The 17,344-nt window shown below is 65.0% G+C and carries 15 protein-coding genes; 11 read left to right on the forward strand and 4 right to left on the reverse strand.

What is annotated here, in order from left to right; translation table 11 throughout:
* Positions 1 to 5 precede the first annotated feature (5 nt).
* From CYD53_RS23345 to CYD53_RS23355, 3 genes are all read left to right on the forward strand, one after another.
* The gene (locus CYD53_RS23345) at positions 6 to 1,055 is read left to right on the forward strand and encodes a YeiH family protein (RefSeq protein WP_245928391.1); all 1,050 of its coding nucleotides are present in this window, start codon (positions 6 to 8) and stop codon (positions 1,053 to 1,055) included.
* A gap of 82 nt (positions 1,056 to 1,137) precedes the next feature.
* Positions 1,138 to 2,067: a hydroxyacid dehydrogenase gene (locus tag CYD53_RS23350; protein ID WP_103720476.1), complete on the forward strand. Its 930-nt coding sequence runs from the start codon at positions 1,138 to 1,140 to the stop codon at positions 2,065 to 2,067.
* A complete protein-coding gene (locus tag CYD53_RS23355; RefSeq protein ID WP_103720477.1) occupies positions 2,064 to 3,044 on the forward strand; it encodes an Ldh family oxidoreductase in 981 nt (326 codons plus the stop codon). The genes CYD53_RS23350 and CYD53_RS23355 overlap by 4 nt, the downstream gene beginning before the upstream one ends.
* Here CYD53_RS23355 and ade read toward each other — a convergent pair.
* The gene (ade, locus tag CYD53_RS23360; RefSeq protein ID WP_103720478.1) at positions 3,041 to 4,741 is read right to left on the reverse strand and encodes an adenine deaminase; all 1,701 of its coding nucleotides are present in this window, start codon (positions 4,739 to 4,741) and stop codon (positions 3,041 to 3,043) included. The genes CYD53_RS23355 and ade overlap by 4 nt on opposite strands.
* A gap of 122 nt (positions 4,742 to 4,863) precedes the next feature.
* Here ade and CYD53_RS23365 point away from each other — a divergent pair, with 122 nt between their 5' ends.
* The 4 genes from CYD53_RS23365 (at position 4,864) to CYD53_RS23380 (ending at position 7,830) form a co-directional block, all read left to right on the forward strand.
* Positions 4,864 to 5,562, forward strand: a complete 699-nt coding sequence (locus tag CYD53_RS23365; RefSeq protein WP_103720479.1) for a metal-dependent hydrolase — start codon at positions 4,864 to 4,866, stop codon at positions 5,560 to 5,562.
* A gap of 77 nt (positions 5,563 to 5,639) precedes the next feature.
* Positions 5,640 to 5,927, forward strand: a complete 288-nt coding sequence (gatC, locus tag CYD53_RS23370; RefSeq protein ID WP_069691306.1) for an Asp-tRNA(Asn)/Glu-tRNA(Gln) amidotransferase subunit GatC — start codon at positions 5,640 to 5,642, stop codon at positions 5,925 to 5,927.
* Between the two features lie 86 nt (positions 5,928 to 6,013).
* A complete protein-coding gene (gene gatA, locus CYD53_RS23375) occupies positions 6,014 to 7,528 on the forward strand; it encodes an Asp-tRNA(Asn)/Glu-tRNA(Gln) amidotransferase subunit GatA (RefSeq protein WP_103720480.1) in 1,515 nt (504 codons plus the stop codon).
* Positions 7,528 to 7,830 carry a chorismate mutase gene (locus CYD53_RS23380; RefSeq protein WP_103720507.1) on the forward strand — a complete coding sequence of 101 codons (303 nt, stop codon included), beginning with the start codon at positions 7,528 to 7,530 and terminating at the stop codon, positions 7,828 to 7,830. Before gatA ends, CYD53_RS23380 begins: the two co-directional genes overlap by 1 nt.
* A 161-nt stretch (positions 7,831 to 7,991) precedes the next feature.
* Here CYD53_RS23380 and CYD53_RS23385 read toward each other — a convergent pair whose 3' ends face one another.
* Together CYD53_RS23385 and CYD53_RS23390 are read right to left on the reverse strand one after the other, a co-directional pair.
* Complete coding sequence (locus tag CYD53_RS23385; protein ID WP_103720481.1) at positions 7,992 to 11,177, reverse strand: efflux RND transporter permease subunit; 3,186 nt, start codon at positions 11,175 to 11,177, stop codon at positions 7,992 to 7,994.
* A gap of 71 nt (positions 11,178 to 11,248) precedes the next feature.
* Positions 11,249 to 12,406, reverse strand: a complete 1,158-nt coding sequence (locus tag CYD53_RS23390) for an efflux RND transporter periplasmic adaptor subunit (protein ID WP_103720482.1) — start codon at positions 12,404 to 12,406, stop codon at positions 11,249 to 11,251.
* 229 nt (positions 12,407 to 12,635) lie between these two features.
* Here CYD53_RS23390 and gatB point away from each other — a divergent pair, with 229 nt between their 5' ends.
* The 3 genes from gatB to CYD53_RS23410 all read left to right on the forward strand — a co-directional run bounded on the left by gatB (position 12,636) and on the right by CYD53_RS23410 (position 15,525).
* A complete protein-coding gene (gene gatB, locus CYD53_RS23395) occupies positions 12,636 to 14,117 on the forward strand; it encodes an Asp-tRNA(Asn)/Glu-tRNA(Gln) amidotransferase subunit GatB (RefSeq protein ID WP_103720483.1) in 1,482 nt (493 codons plus the stop codon).
* Positions 14,114 to 14,620 carry a GNAT family N-acetyltransferase gene (locus tag CYD53_RS23400; protein WP_181011991.1) on the forward strand — a complete coding sequence of 169 codons (507 nt, stop codon included), beginning with the start codon at positions 14,114 to 14,116 and terminating at the stop codon, positions 14,618 to 14,620. Before gatB ends, CYD53_RS23400 begins: the two co-directional genes overlap by 4 nt.
* Before the next feature lie 419 nt (positions 14,621 to 15,039).
* Positions 15,040 to 15,525, forward strand: coding sequence for a GNAT family N-acetyltransferase (locus CYD53_RS23410; protein WP_245928392.1), 486 nt, complete (start codon positions 15,040 to 15,042; stop codon positions 15,523 to 15,525).
* Positions 15,526 to 15,544: 19 nt separating this feature from the next.
* Here the strand turns inward: CYD53_RS23410 and CYD53_RS23415 are convergent, their stop codons facing one another.
* Complete coding sequence (locus tag CYD53_RS23415; RefSeq protein WP_103720487.1) at positions 15,545 to 16,120, reverse strand: hypothetical protein; 576 nt, start codon at positions 16,118 to 16,120, stop codon at positions 15,545 to 15,547.
* A 354-nt stretch (positions 16,121 to 16,474) separates the two neighbouring features.
* Here CYD53_RS23415 and CYD53_RS23420 point away from each other — a divergent pair, with 354 nt between their 5' ends.
* Complete coding sequence (locus CYD53_RS23420) at positions 16,475 to 17,182, forward strand: glutathione S-transferase N-terminal domain-containing protein (protein WP_103720488.1); 708 nt, start codon at positions 16,475 to 16,477, stop codon at positions 17,180 to 17,182.
* The last annotated feature ends 162 nt before the right edge of the window (positions 17,183 to 17,344 follow it).

Consider the following 17,344-nt stretch of genomic DNA (forward strand, 5'->3'; position numbering starts at 1 on the left):
CGTTCTTGCCTGTTGCGACAACCTCACCGCTGAGCGCCTGGCGCCCTCTTCTCGACGGAATCGCGCTCTCGGTTGCCGTCGCCATCGCTTCCGTGCTGGTTGAGCCGCTGCTCAAGGCCGCGGCCGGCGGCCGCGTCGGCGTCCCCGCCGTCGTGATCGCGCTGGTGATCGGCATGCTGCTGCACCCCTTCGCCAACACGGTCCGCTTCGCGCCGGGCATGACCTTCTGCGTCAAGAAGCTGCTGCGCTGGGCGATCGGGCTATTGGGCCTGCGCGTCGCGCTTGGCGACATCATCGCGCTGGGGCTCTCGACTGCGCTGCTCATCGTCGCCTCGATGATCGTGACCGTGATCTGTGGTTTCCTGCTGGCGCGCTGGCTCGGCCGCGAAGCCGGGGTCGGCGCGCTTGCCGGTGTCGCGACAGCGGTCTGCGGGGCGTCGGCTGCGCTGGCGACCGCGACCGTGGTGCCCGATTATCGCGGCAAGGCCGCCGATGTCGCCTTCACCGTCATTGCCATGAACGCCTTCGCGACCCTGGCGATGCTGGCCTATCCCTTGATCTGCGCCTGGCTCGATCTCTCGCCGACGCAGACCGGCATCATGCTGGGCGCGACCATCCATGACGTCGCCCAGGTCGTCGGTGCGGGCCAGGCGGTCTCCGACGAGGCCGCCAATGCGGCGATCATCGTCAAGCTGTTCCGGGTTTTCATGCTGCTGCCGGCCGTGCTGGCCGTGGGCTGGTGGATGGTGCGCGAGGGCGGGCATGCCGAGCATGCGAAGGTGCCGGTCCCGGTCTTCGCGATCGTCTTCCTCTGCCTGTGCCTGCTCAACAGCCTGCTGACGACGCTGCCGGCGCTGGCGGGCGTCTATCTGCCGCTGCGCGACGCCTTGCTCGAGGTTTCCCGCTGGGGCTTGCTGATCGCCATCGCGGCACTTGGCCTCGGTACCTCCATGGCGGCGATGGGGCGCCTCGGCTGGCGGCATCTCGTGCTTGTCACGGGCACGAGCCTCGTCATTCTCGTCATCGTCACCGGCGGCCTTCTGGCGCTGGGCTGATCAGGGGAGCGCGAGAGGCGGAAGGCTGCTTCAAGGCGATCTCACCCTTCAACGTACGAACGAGAGCCGGCCGGAGACCCCCATGGCAGACATCATCATCACCGAATTCATGGACGAAGCCGCCGTTGCGATGCTGCGCGCGCGCTACGAGGTCCATCACGATCCCGAGCTTTTCGGCAAGCCGGACGAACTGGCTGCGCTGGTCGCGACATCGCCCGCCTTGATCGTGCGCAACCAGACGCAAGTGAGGGGGCCCATGCTTGCTGCGGCCAAGGCGCTCAAGGTGATCGGGCGGCTCGGCGTCGGGCTCGACAATATCGACATGGAAGCCTGCACGGCGCGCGGCATCAAGGTTTTCCCGGCGACCGGCGCCAACAGCCTGTCTGTGGTCGAATACGTCATCGGCAGCGCCATGGTGCTGCTGCGCGGCGCCTATTTCGCCAATGCCGCGATGGTCGCCGGCGAATTCCCCAAAACCAAGCTGATCGGCCGCGAGATCGCCGGCAAGCGGCTCGGCCTGGTCGGCTTCGGCGCAATCGCGCGCGACACCGCCAACCACGCCCGATTGCTTGGCATGAACGTCGTCGCCTACGATCCTTACGTGCCAGAGGACGATCCGGCCTGGCAGGCGACCCAGCGTCTCGACCTTGACGCTGTCCTTTCCAGCGCGGACGTCATCAGCATCCATTTGCCTCTGACGCCGGAAACGCGCGGATTGATCGGCAAGAAGGCCTTTGCCCGGATGAAGCCGGACGCCGTGCTGGTCAATGCGGCGCGCGGCGGCGTCATGGACGAGGAGGCGCTGATCGCGGCGCTGAAGAAAGGCAAGCTCGGCGGCGCGGCGCTCGACGTCTTCGAGGAGGAGCCTTTGCGCGAGGGTGGGAAGCGCTTCGCCGGAACGCCCAATCTGATCCTGACGCCGCATATCGCGGGCAACACGGTCGAGTCGAATGGCCGCGTCTCCGGTCTCGTCGCCGAGCGCGTCATGGCCGCGCTGGAGGGGCGGATATGACGAAGCTGTCGTTCGAGGCGGTCGAAACCAGGCTCGCTGACCTGTTTGCGGCGGCCGGCGCATCTCCCGCCAATGCGGCCTCCGTCGCCTGGGCGCTCGTCATGGCCGAGGCCGATGGGCTCAAGGGCCATGGCCTGTCGCGCGTGCCGACCTATCTCGCCATGCTCAGATCCGGCAAGATCAATGGGCAAGCGGTGCCGATCGCACGCAAGCCGAGGCCCGGTGTGCTGGCGATCGACGCCGGCCATGGCTTCGCTTATCCGGCGATCGACCTCGCCGTCATCGAATTGCCGGCGCTCGCCCGCGAGCAGGGCGTGGCGATAGCCCCGATCCGGCGTTCGAACCATTGCGGCGCGGCGGGCTTGCATGTCGAGCGATTGGCCGAGCAGGGGCTGGTTGCGCTGCTCTTCGCCAATACGCCTGCCGCGATCGCGCCTTGGGGCGGGGCGAAACCCGTCTTCGGCACCAACCCGATCGCTTTTGCCGCGCCGCTCGCCGGCCGCGACCCGCTGGTCATCGACATGGCCTTGTCGAAGGTCGCACGCGGACCGATCGTGGCGGCGAAGCAAAAGGGCGAAGCCATTCCCGAAGGCTGGGCGCTCGATCCGGCCGGGAAACCCACGACCGATCCTGCTGCTGCACTTGCCGGCACCATGGTTCCGCTCGGCGACGCCAAGGGCGCGACGCTGGCGCTGATGGTCGAGATCCTTGCCGCCTCGCTGGTCGGCGCGCATTTCGCCTTCGAGGCCTCCTCCTTCCTCGACGACAAGGGCGGCCCGCCCGACACCGGCCAGCTCATCCTCGCGATCGACCCCTCCGCCATGGGCGGTCATTGGTTCGATGAGCGCATGCGGATGCTGGCGCATGCGATCGAGGACCAGGACGGTACAAGGCTGCCGGGCGTCAGGCGCTTGAATCTACGTGCGAAGGCGAGGGCGGAAGGGCTTGAAGTCGCTGAGGAATTGCTGGCTGGCTAGACGAAGTCGAACTTGTCGACATCGACCAGCCCCTTGTCCGTGATCTTGAGATGCGGGATCACCGGCAGCGTCAGGAAGGCCACTTGCAGGAAGGGCTCCGCCAGCACGACGCCGAGCGTCTTGGCGGCGGCGCGCAGATCCTCAAGCCCGTGCCTGACGACCTCGAAAGGCTGATCGCTCATCAGCCCGGCGACCGGCAATGCCAGCTCGGCCGTCACCACGCCGCCATCGGCGACGGCGAAGCCGCCGCCGATTTCGATCAATCGGTTGGCGGCAGCCGCCATCGAGGCCTCGTCCACGCCGACGACGCAGAGATTATGGCTGTCATGGCCGACCGACGAGGCGATGGCGCCATGCTTCATGCCGAAGCCATGGACGAAGCCGGTGGCGATGCCGCCGGATTTGCCGTGGCGTTCGATCACCGTGACCTTGATCGCGTCCTGCGCCAGATCGGGCAGCGCTTCGCCATCGCGTGAGGGCAGCCGCATCGCCAGTCGCTCGGTGATGATGCGGCCGGGCACGACGCCGATCACCGGTGTCTCGCTCTGGTGCGCCCGCGCCTTGAAATCTGCCGGCGTGAGCTGCCGGTTTTTGACACTGCCGAGCCCGACAGGCGCAACCGGGATGCGATCCGCGAACAAGGCGTCCTCGACCAGCCGGCCACCGGCAAAGACGACCTTCGGGCGGCAGGTTGCGAGATCGTCGAGCAGCACGATATCGGCGCGTTTGCCCGGCCCGATGAAACCACGATCGAACAGCCCGAAATTCCGCGCGGCCGAGAGCGTCGCGACGCGGTAGGTTGCCAGCACATCCGCGCCATGGGCGATGGCCGTGCGGATCATGTAGTCGAGATGGCCTTCCTCGGCGATGTCGAGCGGGTTGCGGTCGTCGGTGCAGAAGGCGAGGAAGGGCGAGGCGTCGCGGCTGATCAGCGGGATCAGCGCATGCAGGTCCTTCGAGACCGAGCCTTCGCGGATCAGGATGGCCATGCCCTTGGCGAGCTTTTCACGGGCCTCTTCGGCGGTCGTGGTTTCGTGATCTGTGCGGATGCCGGCCGAGAGATAGCCGTTCAGGTCCATCCCACGCACAAGCGGCGCGTGGCCGTCGATATGCCGGTGCGAAAAGGCTTCCAGCTTGGCGAGGCAGCCGGGATCGCGATGCAGCACGCCCGGAAAATTCATGAACTCGGCCAACCCGATCACTTTGGGGTGGTCCATCAAGGCAACCAGATCAGGAGCTTCCAGCCGCGCGCCGGCGGTCTCCAGATGGGTCGCCGGCACACAGCTCGAGAGCTGGACGCGCAGATCCATGCGCATCGCCTCGGCGCAGGCCAGGAAATAACGGATGCCCTCGACGCCCAGCACATTGGCGATCTCATGGGGATCGCAGATCGCGGTCGTCACGCCATGGGGCAGGACGCAGCGCTCGAATTCGAGCGGCGTCACCAGCGAGGATTCGACGTGCAGATGCGTGTCGATGAAGCCCGGCACGGCGATGAGGCCGGTTGCATCGACCTCGACCTTGCCTTGATAAGAGCCATAGGTGCCGACGACGGTGTCGCCGCAGAGCGCGATATCGGTCTCGATCAGCCCACCCGTGACGAGGTCGAGAAGCCGCGCACCGCGGATGACGAGGTCGGCCGGCTCGTCGCCGCGTCCCTGGGCAATCCGGCGGGCGAGGGTTGCGGCGTCGGTCATGGCGCTGATTCCGTATGGCAGGGATGCGCAAGCCTGCACGCAGCCCGGTGGATTGTCGACTTGGAGGCGAGAGCCTCCCGGCCTAGATAGTCGAACGAAATTCCCTTTGCCCGGAGACAGCGATGAAACTCACCTGGTACGGCCATTCCGCCTTTCGCGCCGAAATCGACGGCGCCGTCATCCTGATCGATCCCTTCTTCACCGGGAATCCGGCTTTCGAGGGCGACATCGCGGCGATCTCGCGGGGCGTGAGCCATATCGTCGTCACCCACGCCCATGGCGATCACGTTGGCGACACGCTCGCCATCGCCGAAAAGACCGGCGCGACGGTCATCACCAACTACGATCTCGCCATGCATCTGGCCTCGAACGGGCTGAAGAACTTCCAGCCGATGAATACCGGCGGCAGCGTCGATCTCGGCCCGTTCAGCGTAACGCTGGTGCGGGCCGATCATTCGGCCGGCATGGGTGAAGGCGGCGTCAACGTGCCCGTCGGCAATGCCAATGGCGCGATCCTCAAGGCAAGGGGCGAGAAGACGCTCTGGCACATGGGCGACACCGACATCTTCTCCGACATGGCGCTGCTTGCCGAGATCCACGGCGTCGAAGCCTGCATCTGCCCGATCGGAGACCGCTTCACCATGGGCGGCAAGGTCGCGGCGCTCGCCATGACCCGCTTCGTCAAGCCGAAACTCGCGATTCCCTGCCATTACGGAACCTTCCCGATCATCGACGCCAATGCCGATGCGTTCGTGGCGGGGTTGAAGGGCAGCGACGTGCAGGCGCTGGTGCCCAGGAAGGGCGAAGCGGTTTCGCTTTGATCAGTCAGTCATTACTGACTTACGTGTTCGACGCCCGCGCGCTATAGCGCGGGCAAATCATTTTTCAGGAGCCCGCCATGTCGGTCGACCTCGCCACCGTCAAGCGCGTCGCGCATCTCGCACGCATTGCCGTTCCGGAAGCCGATCTGCCCAAGCTGCAAGGCGAGCTCAACGCGATCCTCGGCTTCGTCGAGCAGTTGAACGAAGTCGATGTCGCGGGCGTCGAGCCGATGACCTCGGTGACGCCGATGGCGATGAAGCTGCGAGCCGACATCGTGAATGACGGCGAGATCGCCGACACGATCGTCGCCAACGCGCCAGCGTCCGAAGACAATTATTTCATGGTGCCGAAGGTGATCGAATGAGCGGCTGAGACCGCTCATTCGATCATCCTCGGGGGCGCGGCGCGCAACCCGGGGATCTCCTGAAGTTTGCTGAACGGATATCCCACGTGACCGATCTCACCCGCCTGACCCTGACCGAGGCCCGCGACGGGCTGAAGGCGAAGACCTTTTCCGCAACCGAGATCACCAAGGCCCATATCGCCTCGGTCGAGAAGGCGCGCGCGCTCAACGCCTATGTGCTTGAGACGCCCGAGCACGCCCTGAAGCAGGCGGCCGTCTCGGATGCGAAGCTTGCGAAAGGCGAGGGCGGCCCGCTTGAGGGCCTGCCGCTCGGCATCAAGGATCTGTTCGCGACCCAGGGCGTGCGCACCACGGCCTGCTCGAAGATCCTCGGCAATTTCGTACCGGCCTATGAATCGACGGTATCGAGCCAGCTCTGGCGCGACGGTGCGGTCATGCTCGGCAAGCTCAACAACGACGAATTCGCCATGGGCTCGTCGAACGAGACCTCGGCCTTCGGCCCCGTGGTCAATCCCTGGCGGCGCAAGGGCTCGAATGTCGGGGCAGGGGCGACGGGCGCGATCGAGGGCGCGCATCTCGTTCCCGGCGGCTCGTCGGGCGGCTCGGCTTCGGCCGTCGCGGCCGACCTCTGCCTGGCTGCAACCGCGACCGACACCGGCGGTTCGATCCGCCAGCCCGCCGCCTTTACCGGTACGGTCGGCATCAAGCCGACCTATGGCCGCTGCTCGCGCTGGGGCATCGTCGCCTTCGCCTCCTCGCTCGACCAGGCGGGGCCGATCGGCAAGACGGTGCGCGACTGCGCCGTGATGCTGCGCTCCATGGCCGGCCACGACCCCAAGGACACGACCTCGGTCGATATGGCCGTGCCGGATTATGAGAAGGCCGCTGGCCGCTCCGTGAAGGGCATGAAGATCGGCATTCCCCGGGAATATCGGCTCGAAGGGCTCAATTCCGAGATCGACGCGCTCTGGCAGAAGGGAATCGACTGGCTGAAGGCGGCTGGCGCCGAGATCGTCGAAATCTCGCTGCCGCATACGAAATATGCCTTGCCAGCCTATTACATCGTTGCCCCCGCCGAGGCTTCGTCCAATCTCGCGCGCTATGACGGCGTCCGCTACGGCCTGCGCGAGCAGGGCCGCGATATCGTCGAGATGTATGAGAAGACCCGCTCGGCCGGTTTCGGCGCCGAGGTCAAGCGTCGCATCATGATCGGCACCTATGTGCTTTCGGCTGGCTATTACGACGCCTATTACCTGCGCGCCCAGAAGGTCCGCACCCTGATCAAGCGCGATTTCGACCAGGCCTATGCGGCGGGCATCGACGCGGTGCTGACGCCGGCGACGCCGTCGGCGGCTTTCGGCATCGGCGAGAAGGGCTCGGCCGACCCGGTCGAGATGTATCTCAACGACATCTTCACAGTGACGGTGAACATGGCTGGCCTGCCCGGCATCGCCGTGCCGGCGGGGTTGGACAGCCAGGGGCTGCCGCTGGGCCTTCAGTTGATCGGCCGGCCCTTCGACGAGGAGACGCTGTTCTCGCTCGGACAGGTTATCGAGGACGCGGCCGGACGTTTCCCCGTGAGCGAGCGCTGGTGGAGCTGATGGCAGACCGCGATCTTCTCGAGGTTCCCGCTCTCGCGGGGCTGAGGCGAGAGATCGATGCCATCGATGCCGAGCTCGTCGCGCTGCTGCGCCGACGGCTCGACGTCGTCGAGCGCGTGCTGGTGGTCAAGCACGGCGACGGCCTGCCGGCGAACATACCGGCACGGGTCGAGCAGGTGGTCGAGACCGTCAGGGAAAGGGCGCAGGAGGCGGGCCTTCCGCCGGAACTGGCCGAGACCCTGTGGCGGCGGCTGATCGACTGGACAATTGCCTATGAGGAAGGGCGCCTGACGCCGATCTGATCTAAAAATTCGGCACAACCAACGCCGTCAAATGAAAAGGGCCTTCCGCGTAAGCACGGAAGGCCCTTCTTTCGTTGGAACAGGACGGGAAAAAGTGGGCTCCCGCCTTTCGCATCCCGCTCTCATTCTGAGATGAGAGACGGATTCCGATCTCAGCTGGCTCAGTGTGTGGGCTGCGGGGCGTGCGGCGCGTCAACCACCTTCTTCTTGCCGCGGAGCTCCGCCAGCCAACGCACGATGACGTAGAAGGCCGGGGTGAAGATCAGGCCGAAGAAGGTCACGCCGATCATCCCCGAGAACACCGCAACGCCGAGCACCTGGCGCATCTCCGCGCCGGCGCCGATCGAGATCGTCAAGGGCAGCACGCCGAGGATGAAGGCGAGCGACGTCATCAGGATCGGCCGCAGCCGGGTCCTGGCCGCGGCGATGGCGGCCTCGCGCCGGCTCATGCCCTCGTCTTCGGCCTGCTTGGCGAATTCGACGATCAGGATCGCGTTCTTCGCGGCGAGGCCGACGAGCACGACGAGACCGATATCGACCAGCACGTTGCGGTCAAAGCCCTTGTAGCCGACGCCGATCATGGCCGCGAGAATACACATCGGCACGATCAGGATGACCGCGAGCGGCAAGGTCCAGCTCTCGTACAGCGCCGCCAGCAGCAGGAAGACGAAGACGACGGCGAGGCCGAAGGCGATGATGGCGGTGTTGCCGGCGAGCTTCTCCTGCAGCGCGATCTCGGTCCATTCGAAGCCGAAGCCGCTCGGCAGCACCTGGCTCGCGATCTTTTCCACGGCTGCAATGCCTTGGCCCGTCGAGTAACCGCGCGCCATCGAAAGCTGAACCTCGGCGGCCGGATAGAGGTTGTAGCGCGGCACGCGATAGGCGCCGGTCGTGTTCGAGAAGGTCGCGACCGAGCCGATCGGCACCATCTCGCCATCGGCATTGCGTGTCTTCAGGGCGGCGACGTCGCGGACGTCGAGCCGATAGGGGTTGTCGGCCTGCGCCGTCACCCGGAAGGTGCGGCCGAGGATATTGAAGTCGTTGACATAGGCCGAGCCCATATAGATCGAGAGCGTCTCGAACACGCGGGTTACGGGTACACCGAGCATTTCAGCCTTGGTCCGATCGATATCGGCAAAGATCTGCGGCGTCTTGGTCGAGAACAGGGTGAAGGGCTGCTGGATGCCCGGAGAGTGCCCTGCAGTTCCCGCCACGGCCCAGGTCGCGCCTTCCAGCGCGGCGAGGCCGCGCCCGCTACGATCCTGGACATAGCCCTTCAGACCGCCGCCATTGCCGATGCCGGGAACGGCCGGAGGCTCGATCACCAGGGAGAAGGCCTCGTTGATCTGGAACAGCTGGGTGCGCAGGTCGTTGAGGATGCCTTGGGTCGTTAGGCCGGCCTTGGCCCGTTCCCTGAAGTCCGAGAGGGTGACGAAGGCGACGCCGGCATTGGGCGCCAGGGTGAAGGTCGCGCCATCAAGACCGGCAAACGCAACCGCATGGGCGACGCCAGGCCGCGACAGCAGCATGTCGGTCGCCTTGCGGATGACCGCGTCCGTTCGCGGCAGCGAGGAGCCTGCGGGGAGCTGGAAGACGGCGATGAAGTAGCCGCGGTCGAGCTGCGGCACCAGGCCTGTCGGGATTGCAGCGAGGCGCTGGCCGGCGACCGCGATCAAGGCGGCATAGACCAGCAGCATCACGACGCTGACGCGAATGAGACGCGAAGTCACCGCGCCATAACCGCGCGAGAGCCAGTCGAAACCCTTGTTGAAATATTTGAAGAACCAGCGGATCGGCGCGCCGAGCGCCGCGACGAAGCCCTTCGGCTCCTCATGGCTGTGCGGCTTCAGCAGGATCGCCGACAGAGCCGGCGACAGCGTCAGCGAAACGAAGCACGAGATCATCGTCGAGGCCGCGATGGTCACCGCGAACTGCTGGTAGAATGTGCCTTGCAGGCCGGTGATGAAGGCGGTCGGGATGAACACGGCGCACAGCACGAGGGCGATCGCCAGCAGGGCGCCGCCGACCTCGTCCATGGTCTTGTGCGCCGCGTCCTTGGCGCTCATTCCTTGCGCGAGATAACGCTCGACATTCTCGACGACGACGATCGCATCGTCGACGACGATGCCGATGGCCAGCACGAGCGCGAGCAGCGAGATCGTGTTGAACGAGATTCCGACCGCGCTCATGACCAGGAAGGTGCCGACCAGCGAAACCGGGATCGCGATGATCGGGATGATCGCGGCGCGCCAGGTCTGCAGGAACAGGATCACGACGATGACGACGAGCACGATCGCCTCGAGCAGCGTCTGCACGACCGCGGAAACGGATTCTCCGATGAACTCCGTCGGGTTGTAGACGATCCTGTACTCGAGCCCGCCCGGGAAGTCCTTTGACAGCGTCTGCATCGTCTTGATGAGGGATTCGGAGGCCGCCAGCGCGTTCGAGCCCGGGCGCTGGAAGACACCGATCGCGACCGCTTCCTTGTTGTCGAGATAGGAGTTCGACAGGTAGTCCTGCGCACCGAGTTCGACGCGGGCGATGTCGCGGACGCGGATCGTGCCGCCATCGGCGTCGGAGCGCACGACGATGTCGTAGAACTCTTCGATGCTGGTGAGACGTCCGAGCGTATTGACAGACAGCTGGAAGGCGCCGTCCGACTTGGCCGGCGGCTGGTTGATCGCGCCAGCCGCGACCTGAATGTTGGCGGCGCGGATCGCGGCGACGACATCGCCGGCGGTCAGGTTGCGCGATGCGACCTTGGCCGGATCGAGCCAGACCCGCATGGAGTAATCGCGCGCGCCGAAGACCTGCACATCGCCGACGCCATCGACGCGGGTCAGCACGTCCTTGACGTTGAGCGTGGTGTAGTTCGAGACATATTGCTGGTCGCGCGTGCCGTCGGGCGACAGCATGTGGATGACCATCAGGAAGTCCGGCGAGGCCTTGCGCACCTGCAGGCCGAGCGTGCGCACATCCTGAGGCAGGCGCGGCTCGGCCGCGGAGACGCGGTTCTGCACCAGCACCTGGGCCTGGTCGACATCGGTGCCGGCCTTGAACACGACGCTGATCGTGACGCGCCCGTCGCCGGTCGATTGCGACGTGATGTAGAGCATGTCGTCGACGCCGTTGACCTCCTGCTCGATCGGGGCCGCGACCGTCGAGGCCACGACCTCGGCCGAGGCGCCGGGATAGGTCGCCGTGATCGTGACTGTCGGCGGGGCGATTTCGGGATATTCGGCGATCGGCAGACCGCGTTGGGCGATTGCGCCCGCGATGGTCAGAAGGATCGACAGCACGGTCGCGAAGATCGGCCGGTCGATGAAGAAATGCGCGAAACGGAACATGGGCGTTTCCTGGCCGGAAGGCAGGGCGGACGGCGAAGCGCCGTCCGTGGCTCAGATCGGGTGGCGAACGGTCAGTTCGTGGCGGCCAGCTTGATCTCGCCGGGCTGTGGCGTCACCGTCCCGCCCGGACGCACCATCGGGTTGGCGAGGCCGCCGATGATGACCTGGTCGGTGGGGATGAGGCCTTCGCGGATGACACGCAGGCCACCGGTGATCTGGCCGAGCACGACGGGCTTGGGCACGACCTTGTTCTCGGGTCCGACGGTGAGGACGATCTTGCTGGCCTGGTCTGAGACGATGACGGTGTCGGGCACGAGCAAGGCATCGGCCTCGCCGGAGAAGAGGCGCAGCCGCCCGAACGTGCCCGGCGTCAGGAACTGGTCCTTGTTCTCGAACACGGCGCGAGCGCGGATGGTGCCGGACCGGGCGTTCAGGGCATTGTCGACAAAGTCGATCTTGCCCCTGCGCTTCCAGTCGTGCTCATCCGCCAGGCGCACCTCTGCCGGGCTGCCCTCGTTGCGGCTGGCGACCTTGCGCAGATTTCCAGCCAGCCGCGAATAGCGCAGATAATCGGCCTCGGAGGTATCGAAGACGAAGTTGATCGGGTCGACGGCGACGATCGTGGTCAGCAGAGTCGCGCCCGATTGCCCGCCGGCGACGAGGTTGCCCGGGTCGACGCGCCGGTTGGAGATGCGGCCCGAGAGGGGCGCGCGCACCTGGGTCCATTCCAGATTGAGCTCGGCCGTCTTGAGGTTGGCCTCGGCTCCCTGCAGGGTGCCGATCGCGCTGTTGAGATTGGCGCGGCGCTGGTCGATGTCGCGGGCCGTGATGGTCCGGTTCTGAGTCAGGCCCTCGGCGCGCTCGACCTCGTTCTGCGCCAGCTCGACTTGCGCCTTGGCGCGCGCCACTTCGGCGCGCGAGACGTCGACTGCGAGCCGGTAGGGGCGCGGATCGATGGTGAAGAGCAGGTCGCCCTTGTTGACGAGATCGCCGTCACGGAAATGCAGCGAATCCAGGAAGCCCGAGACCCGGGCGCGAATTTCGACCTGTTCGCTTGCTTCGAAGCGGCCGGTATACTCGTCCCAGTTGGTGACGCGCTTGGCGAGCGGAGCCGAGACCTGCACGGGCGGCGCCGGCGGCGCACCCTGGGCGAGGGCTGCGGTGGCGGCAAAAGTCAGCGCGGCGGAAGCGAAGACGAGTCCGAAACCTGTGGCGCGGCGATATGTCATGGACGGACTCCGGATAGCAGGACCGGCGCAACCAGCGAAGGTTTCCGGATTTTGCTGCAAGAAGGGGGTCGGACTGACGATTGTCAAGATCGTTCACTCGACACTAAGGCAAACAAGGGGCAAATACGCCACAATGCGGCCAGGTGGTGACAGGAGGGCAACAGCCGCTTGCCGGCCGCGCGCCGAAATCGTAACCCGTAGCCGAGATTTTCAAGTCGAAAGAGCCAAGATGAACGCGCATGTTCGCCCCGCCGACCCCAAGAAGCTGATCAAGGGAGCGACCGGCGATTGGGAAGTGGTGATCGGCATGGAGATCCATGCACAGGTGACCTCCAATGCGAAACTCTTCTCCGGCGCCTCCACGGCGTTCGGCGCCGAGCCGAACGAGCATGTCAGCCTCGTCGATGCCGCCATGCCGGGCATGCTGCCGGTCATCAATGCCGAGTGCATCCGTCAGGCCGTGCGCACTGGCCTGGGCCTGAACGCCCAGATCAACAACCGTTCGGTCTTCGACCGCAAGAACTACTTCTATCCCGATCTGCCGCAGGGTTACCAGATCAGCCAGTACAAAAGCCCGATTGTCGGTGAGGGCGAGATCGTCATCGACCTGTCGCCGACCGAGCAGATCACGGTCGGCATCGAGCGGCTGCACCTGGAACAGGACGCCGGCAAGTCGATCCATGACCAGCATCCGACCATGAGCTTCGTCGATCTCAATCGTTCGGGCGTGGCGCTGATGGAGATCGTCTCGAAGCCGGATCTGCGCTCGGCCGAGGAGGCCCGTGCCTACGTCACCAAACTGCGTACCATCCTGCGCTATCTCGGCACCTGCGACGGCGATATGGAGAAGGGCAATCTGCGCGCCGACGTGAACGTTTCGGTCCGCAAGCCCGGCGCGGAGCTGGGCACGCGCTGCGAGATCAAGAACGTCAACTCGATCCGCTTCATTGGCCAGGCGGTCGAGGTCGAGGCGCGCCGCCAGATCGGCATCATCGAGGATGGCGGTACGATCGATCAGGAGACGCGGCTCTACGATCCCGGCAAGGGTGAGACGCGCTCGATGCGCTCCAAGGAAGAGGCGCATGACTACCGCTATTTCCCGGACCCGGACCTGCTGCCGCTCGAATTCGACGACGCCTTCGTCGCGGAGCTCAAGAGCGTTCTGCCCGAATTGCCGGACGCCAAGAAGGCGCGCTTCATCGCGGAATACGGTCTCTCGCCCTATGACGCCTCGGTGCTGGTCGCCGAGCGCGAGCAGGCCGACTATTTCGAGGCCGTGGCGAAAGGCCGCGACGGCAAGGCCGCCGCGAACTGGGTGATCAACGAGCTCTTCGGCCGGCTGAACAAGGAGGGCCAGGATGTCGGCTCCTCGCCGGTCTCGGCTTCCCAGCTCGGCGGGCTGGTCGAGCTGATCGGCGAGGGGGTCATCTCGGGTCGGATCGCCAAGGATCTGTTCGAGATCCTCTGGTCGGAAGGTGGCGATCCGCGCCAGATCGTCGAGGCCCGCGGCATGAAGCAGGTCACCGATACCGGCGCGATCGAGAAGGCGGTGGATGAGCTGATTGCCGCCAATCCCGACAAGGTCGAGCAGGTCAAGGCGAAGCCGACCATGCTGGGCTGGTTCGTCGGTCAGGCGATGAAAGCTTCGGGCGGAAAGGCCAATCCGCAGGCCCTGAACGAGATCCTGAAAGCCAAGCTGGGCATCGAGTGACGCCAGACGGTCTCATCATCCGCGACGCGCTGCCCGCCGACCTCCCGGCGGTGCGCGGCCTGCTGGTCGAGACCTGGCATGCGACCTATGACGGCATCTATGGCTGGCAGCGCGTCGCCGAGATCACCAATGCCTGGCATTCGCTGGAGAACCTCTCGGCCCAGCTCGGTCGGGAGAACGTGGCGTTTCTCGTTGCCCTGGTCGGCGAGGAGATCATCGCGACCGCCTCGGCGCGGCTGGAGCGCGACCGCGCCGCGCTGCTGACGAGGCTCTACGTCCTGCCGAGCTATCAGGGCATCGGCGTCGGCCGCACGCTGCTGCAGGTGACGCTGGCCTGTTTTCCGCAGGCCCCGGTCGCGCGCTTGGAGGTCGAGAGCCAGAACGAGCCGGCCATCGCCTTTTACGAGCGCATGGGTTTTTTCCTGCAGCGCCAGGCCCGCTTCGACGGACGCGATGACACGCCGAACACGCTGCTGATGGCGAAGCGGCTCTTTGCCGAATGAGGACCTACGACGTAATACCCTTCGGTGAACGGACGTTCCTGCTCAATTTCTGGCCGGTCGTCGGCTTTCTACAACAATTTAGCCCCGGACAATACTACACGACTACATGCAAATTCGTTCTCTCGGACGGTCATGCGAGCCTCCACGATTGTGTTGTTCTCCGCGTTTGTAGGAACAATTTTGCAAACATGCCTGTGGACAACGTCTATATCCTCGTGAAGACAGATTTCTCCGCCGAGGCTCTTCATGCTGCGGTCTATGAGGTGACGCATGTCGGCAGGGAAATCAGCGAGACTCAGGCGTTAGCCTGGAAAAGCGAGCCATAGGCGAAGAATGCGGGCTTGCGAGCGATGCATTCTTGGCTTGCTTCTGCGTCGTTGCCCTGCTCGGCAACGGCGAGAAAAACGAGGAATCGTCAGTTGATCCCTATAAATAATGATACGATCAAGATCCGCCGCGCTCAGCCCGAGGACGTCGCGCGAATCGTCGAACTCATCATGCTTGGCGCGGCACGCGATGCGAAGACGCCCCACGAGATCGCGGTCGAGGCCGGCCATCCCGCCTATCGAGAGGCCTTTGCCGAGATCGCGAAGAGCCCGCACAACCTGCTCTTCGTCGCCGAGCGCGGCGTCGTCGTTGGAACCTACCAGCTAACCCTGATCCCAGGTCTCGTCGCGCGGGGCCGCAAGCGGGGCAAGATCGAGAGCGTCCATGTCGCGCCGGAGTACCGCGGGCAGGGCATCGGCGCCGTGATGATGCGCCATGCGATCGACACTGCGAAGGCTCAGGGCATCGGCCTCGTCGAGCTGACCTCCGACAAGGCTCGGACCGATGCGCATCGCTTCTATGTCAATCTCGGCTTCGCTCAGAGCCATGAAGGCTTTAAATTCGTGATCGAGCCGTAGCGGGCGGGTCCGTGCCGTCTCAAAAGGCCTGCAGAATCCAGAGAAGCTGCATCGAGAGATGGACAGCGGCCACGGCGATCTGCACGGATCGCCGTGCGACGAGGAAGCCTAGGAGGCATAGGGCGAGACCGATGGGAACCTGCAGCAGATAAGCGCTGCTCAGTTGGCTCCAGCGCTCCGAACCCTTGATCAGCGTATCCGCTATGTCGAGGACAAAGGTTGCCGCCAGCAGGCTGAAGAACCAGCGGCGCCTTTTGACGAAGAAATCCTCATGGCCCGCATATTCCGAGATGTTGTCGGGAAAGAGCAGGGCCGCCAGCATGTAGAGGACGGCGGCATAGCCGATGAGGAAGGTGAAGACGCCGAAATTCCAGACGGGAATCCGCGAGAGTGCGAATTCCCACCACCAGAACAGGATCAGTTCGAGCAGGATCGAACCGACCCAGAGCAGGTGGATCAGCGACAGGCGATGACGGGCGGGATGCTGGATGAAGCCGGCCGTGCCGGTCAGCAGCCGGGTCACGCCGAGCCCGGTGACCATGCCCATGACGATCCGGACATGGGCGAAGAGTTCTTGCGACGGGACGGTCTCCATGGTGCGTCCATAACCTGCTTGCCGCGACGCGCCTAGGGCGTTTCCGGGCGAAGTGGCTACCCGTTCGCGTGAAGAACGCGCGTTATAACAATGACCTAGCGCCGTTTTCGATCCAAATGGACCGGAAATCGCGCTAGTGCCTCGGCTGAGAAGGCCGAGGCCTGTTTTGGAGAGGGCGCTGCAAAGACAAGGCGCTGCGGCTGTTCGAACGTCGGCGCCACCGCCTTCACCGATCTCGCCGATCGCCCGACCTCACGACATGGCGAGGCCGCTCACGGCGCAGGTTCCGGCGCTTCCAGGACGGTGCGGGTGAGACTAGATCTGTCGCATCCAGCAACCGACGGGAAGCGCAGCATGGCACAGGTTCAGACCAAGCCGATCGATCTCTATTACTGGCCGACGCCGAATGGCTGGAAGATCACCATCATGCTCGAGGAGTGCGGACTGCCCTACACCGTCATTCCCGTGAACATTGGCAAGGGCGACCAGTTCAAGCCGGAATTCCTGGCGATCTCGCCCAACAACCGCATGCCCGCGATCGTCGATCCCGAGGGGCCGGACGGCAAGCCGATCTCGGTCTTCGAATCCGGAGCGATCCTGCAATATCTCGGTCGCAAGACCGGCAAGTTCTATCCGGCCGACGAGCGCGGCCGCGTCGAGGTCGATGAATGGCTGTTTTGGCAGATGGGCGGCTTTGGTCCGATGCTCGGCCAGACCCATCATTTCCGGCTCTATGCGCCCGAGCAGGTGCCCTATGCCATCGAGCGCTATACCAATGAGGCGAACCGCCTCTACGGCGTCCTGAACAGGCGCCTCGCCGGCCGCGACTACATTGCCGGCGACTATTCGATCGCCGATATGGCTTGCATCGGTTGGGCGCGCGGCTGGGAGCGCCAGGGCCAGGACATCAAGCAGTTCCCGCATGTCGAGCGCTGGATCGCGACGATGCTGGCACGCCCGGCCGTGGAGCGTGGCCTTGCCGTCGCTTCGGAGCTGCGCAAGCCGCCGGAGCAGCGCACGCCCGAGGAACACGCGATGCTGTTCAACCAGAAGGCGCGCTGAGGCCTTTTGGGTCGCAACCCGTCATTGCGAGCGCAGCGAAGCAATCCAGAAGGTCTCGCTCAGCGGCCCTGTTGGGGTGGACGGCCCCCGATCGGCATCTTTGTGCCAAGGTGAGGTTGTCGAAGCATCACCTGAGGGGACCGTCCATGGATCATGTTATAC

Source organism: Allobosea psychrotolerans (genome assembly GCF_002917105.1).
Taxonomy (GTDB): Bacteria; Pseudomonadota; Alphaproteobacteria; order Rhizobiales; family Beijerinckiaceae; genus Allobosea; species Allobosea psychrotolerans.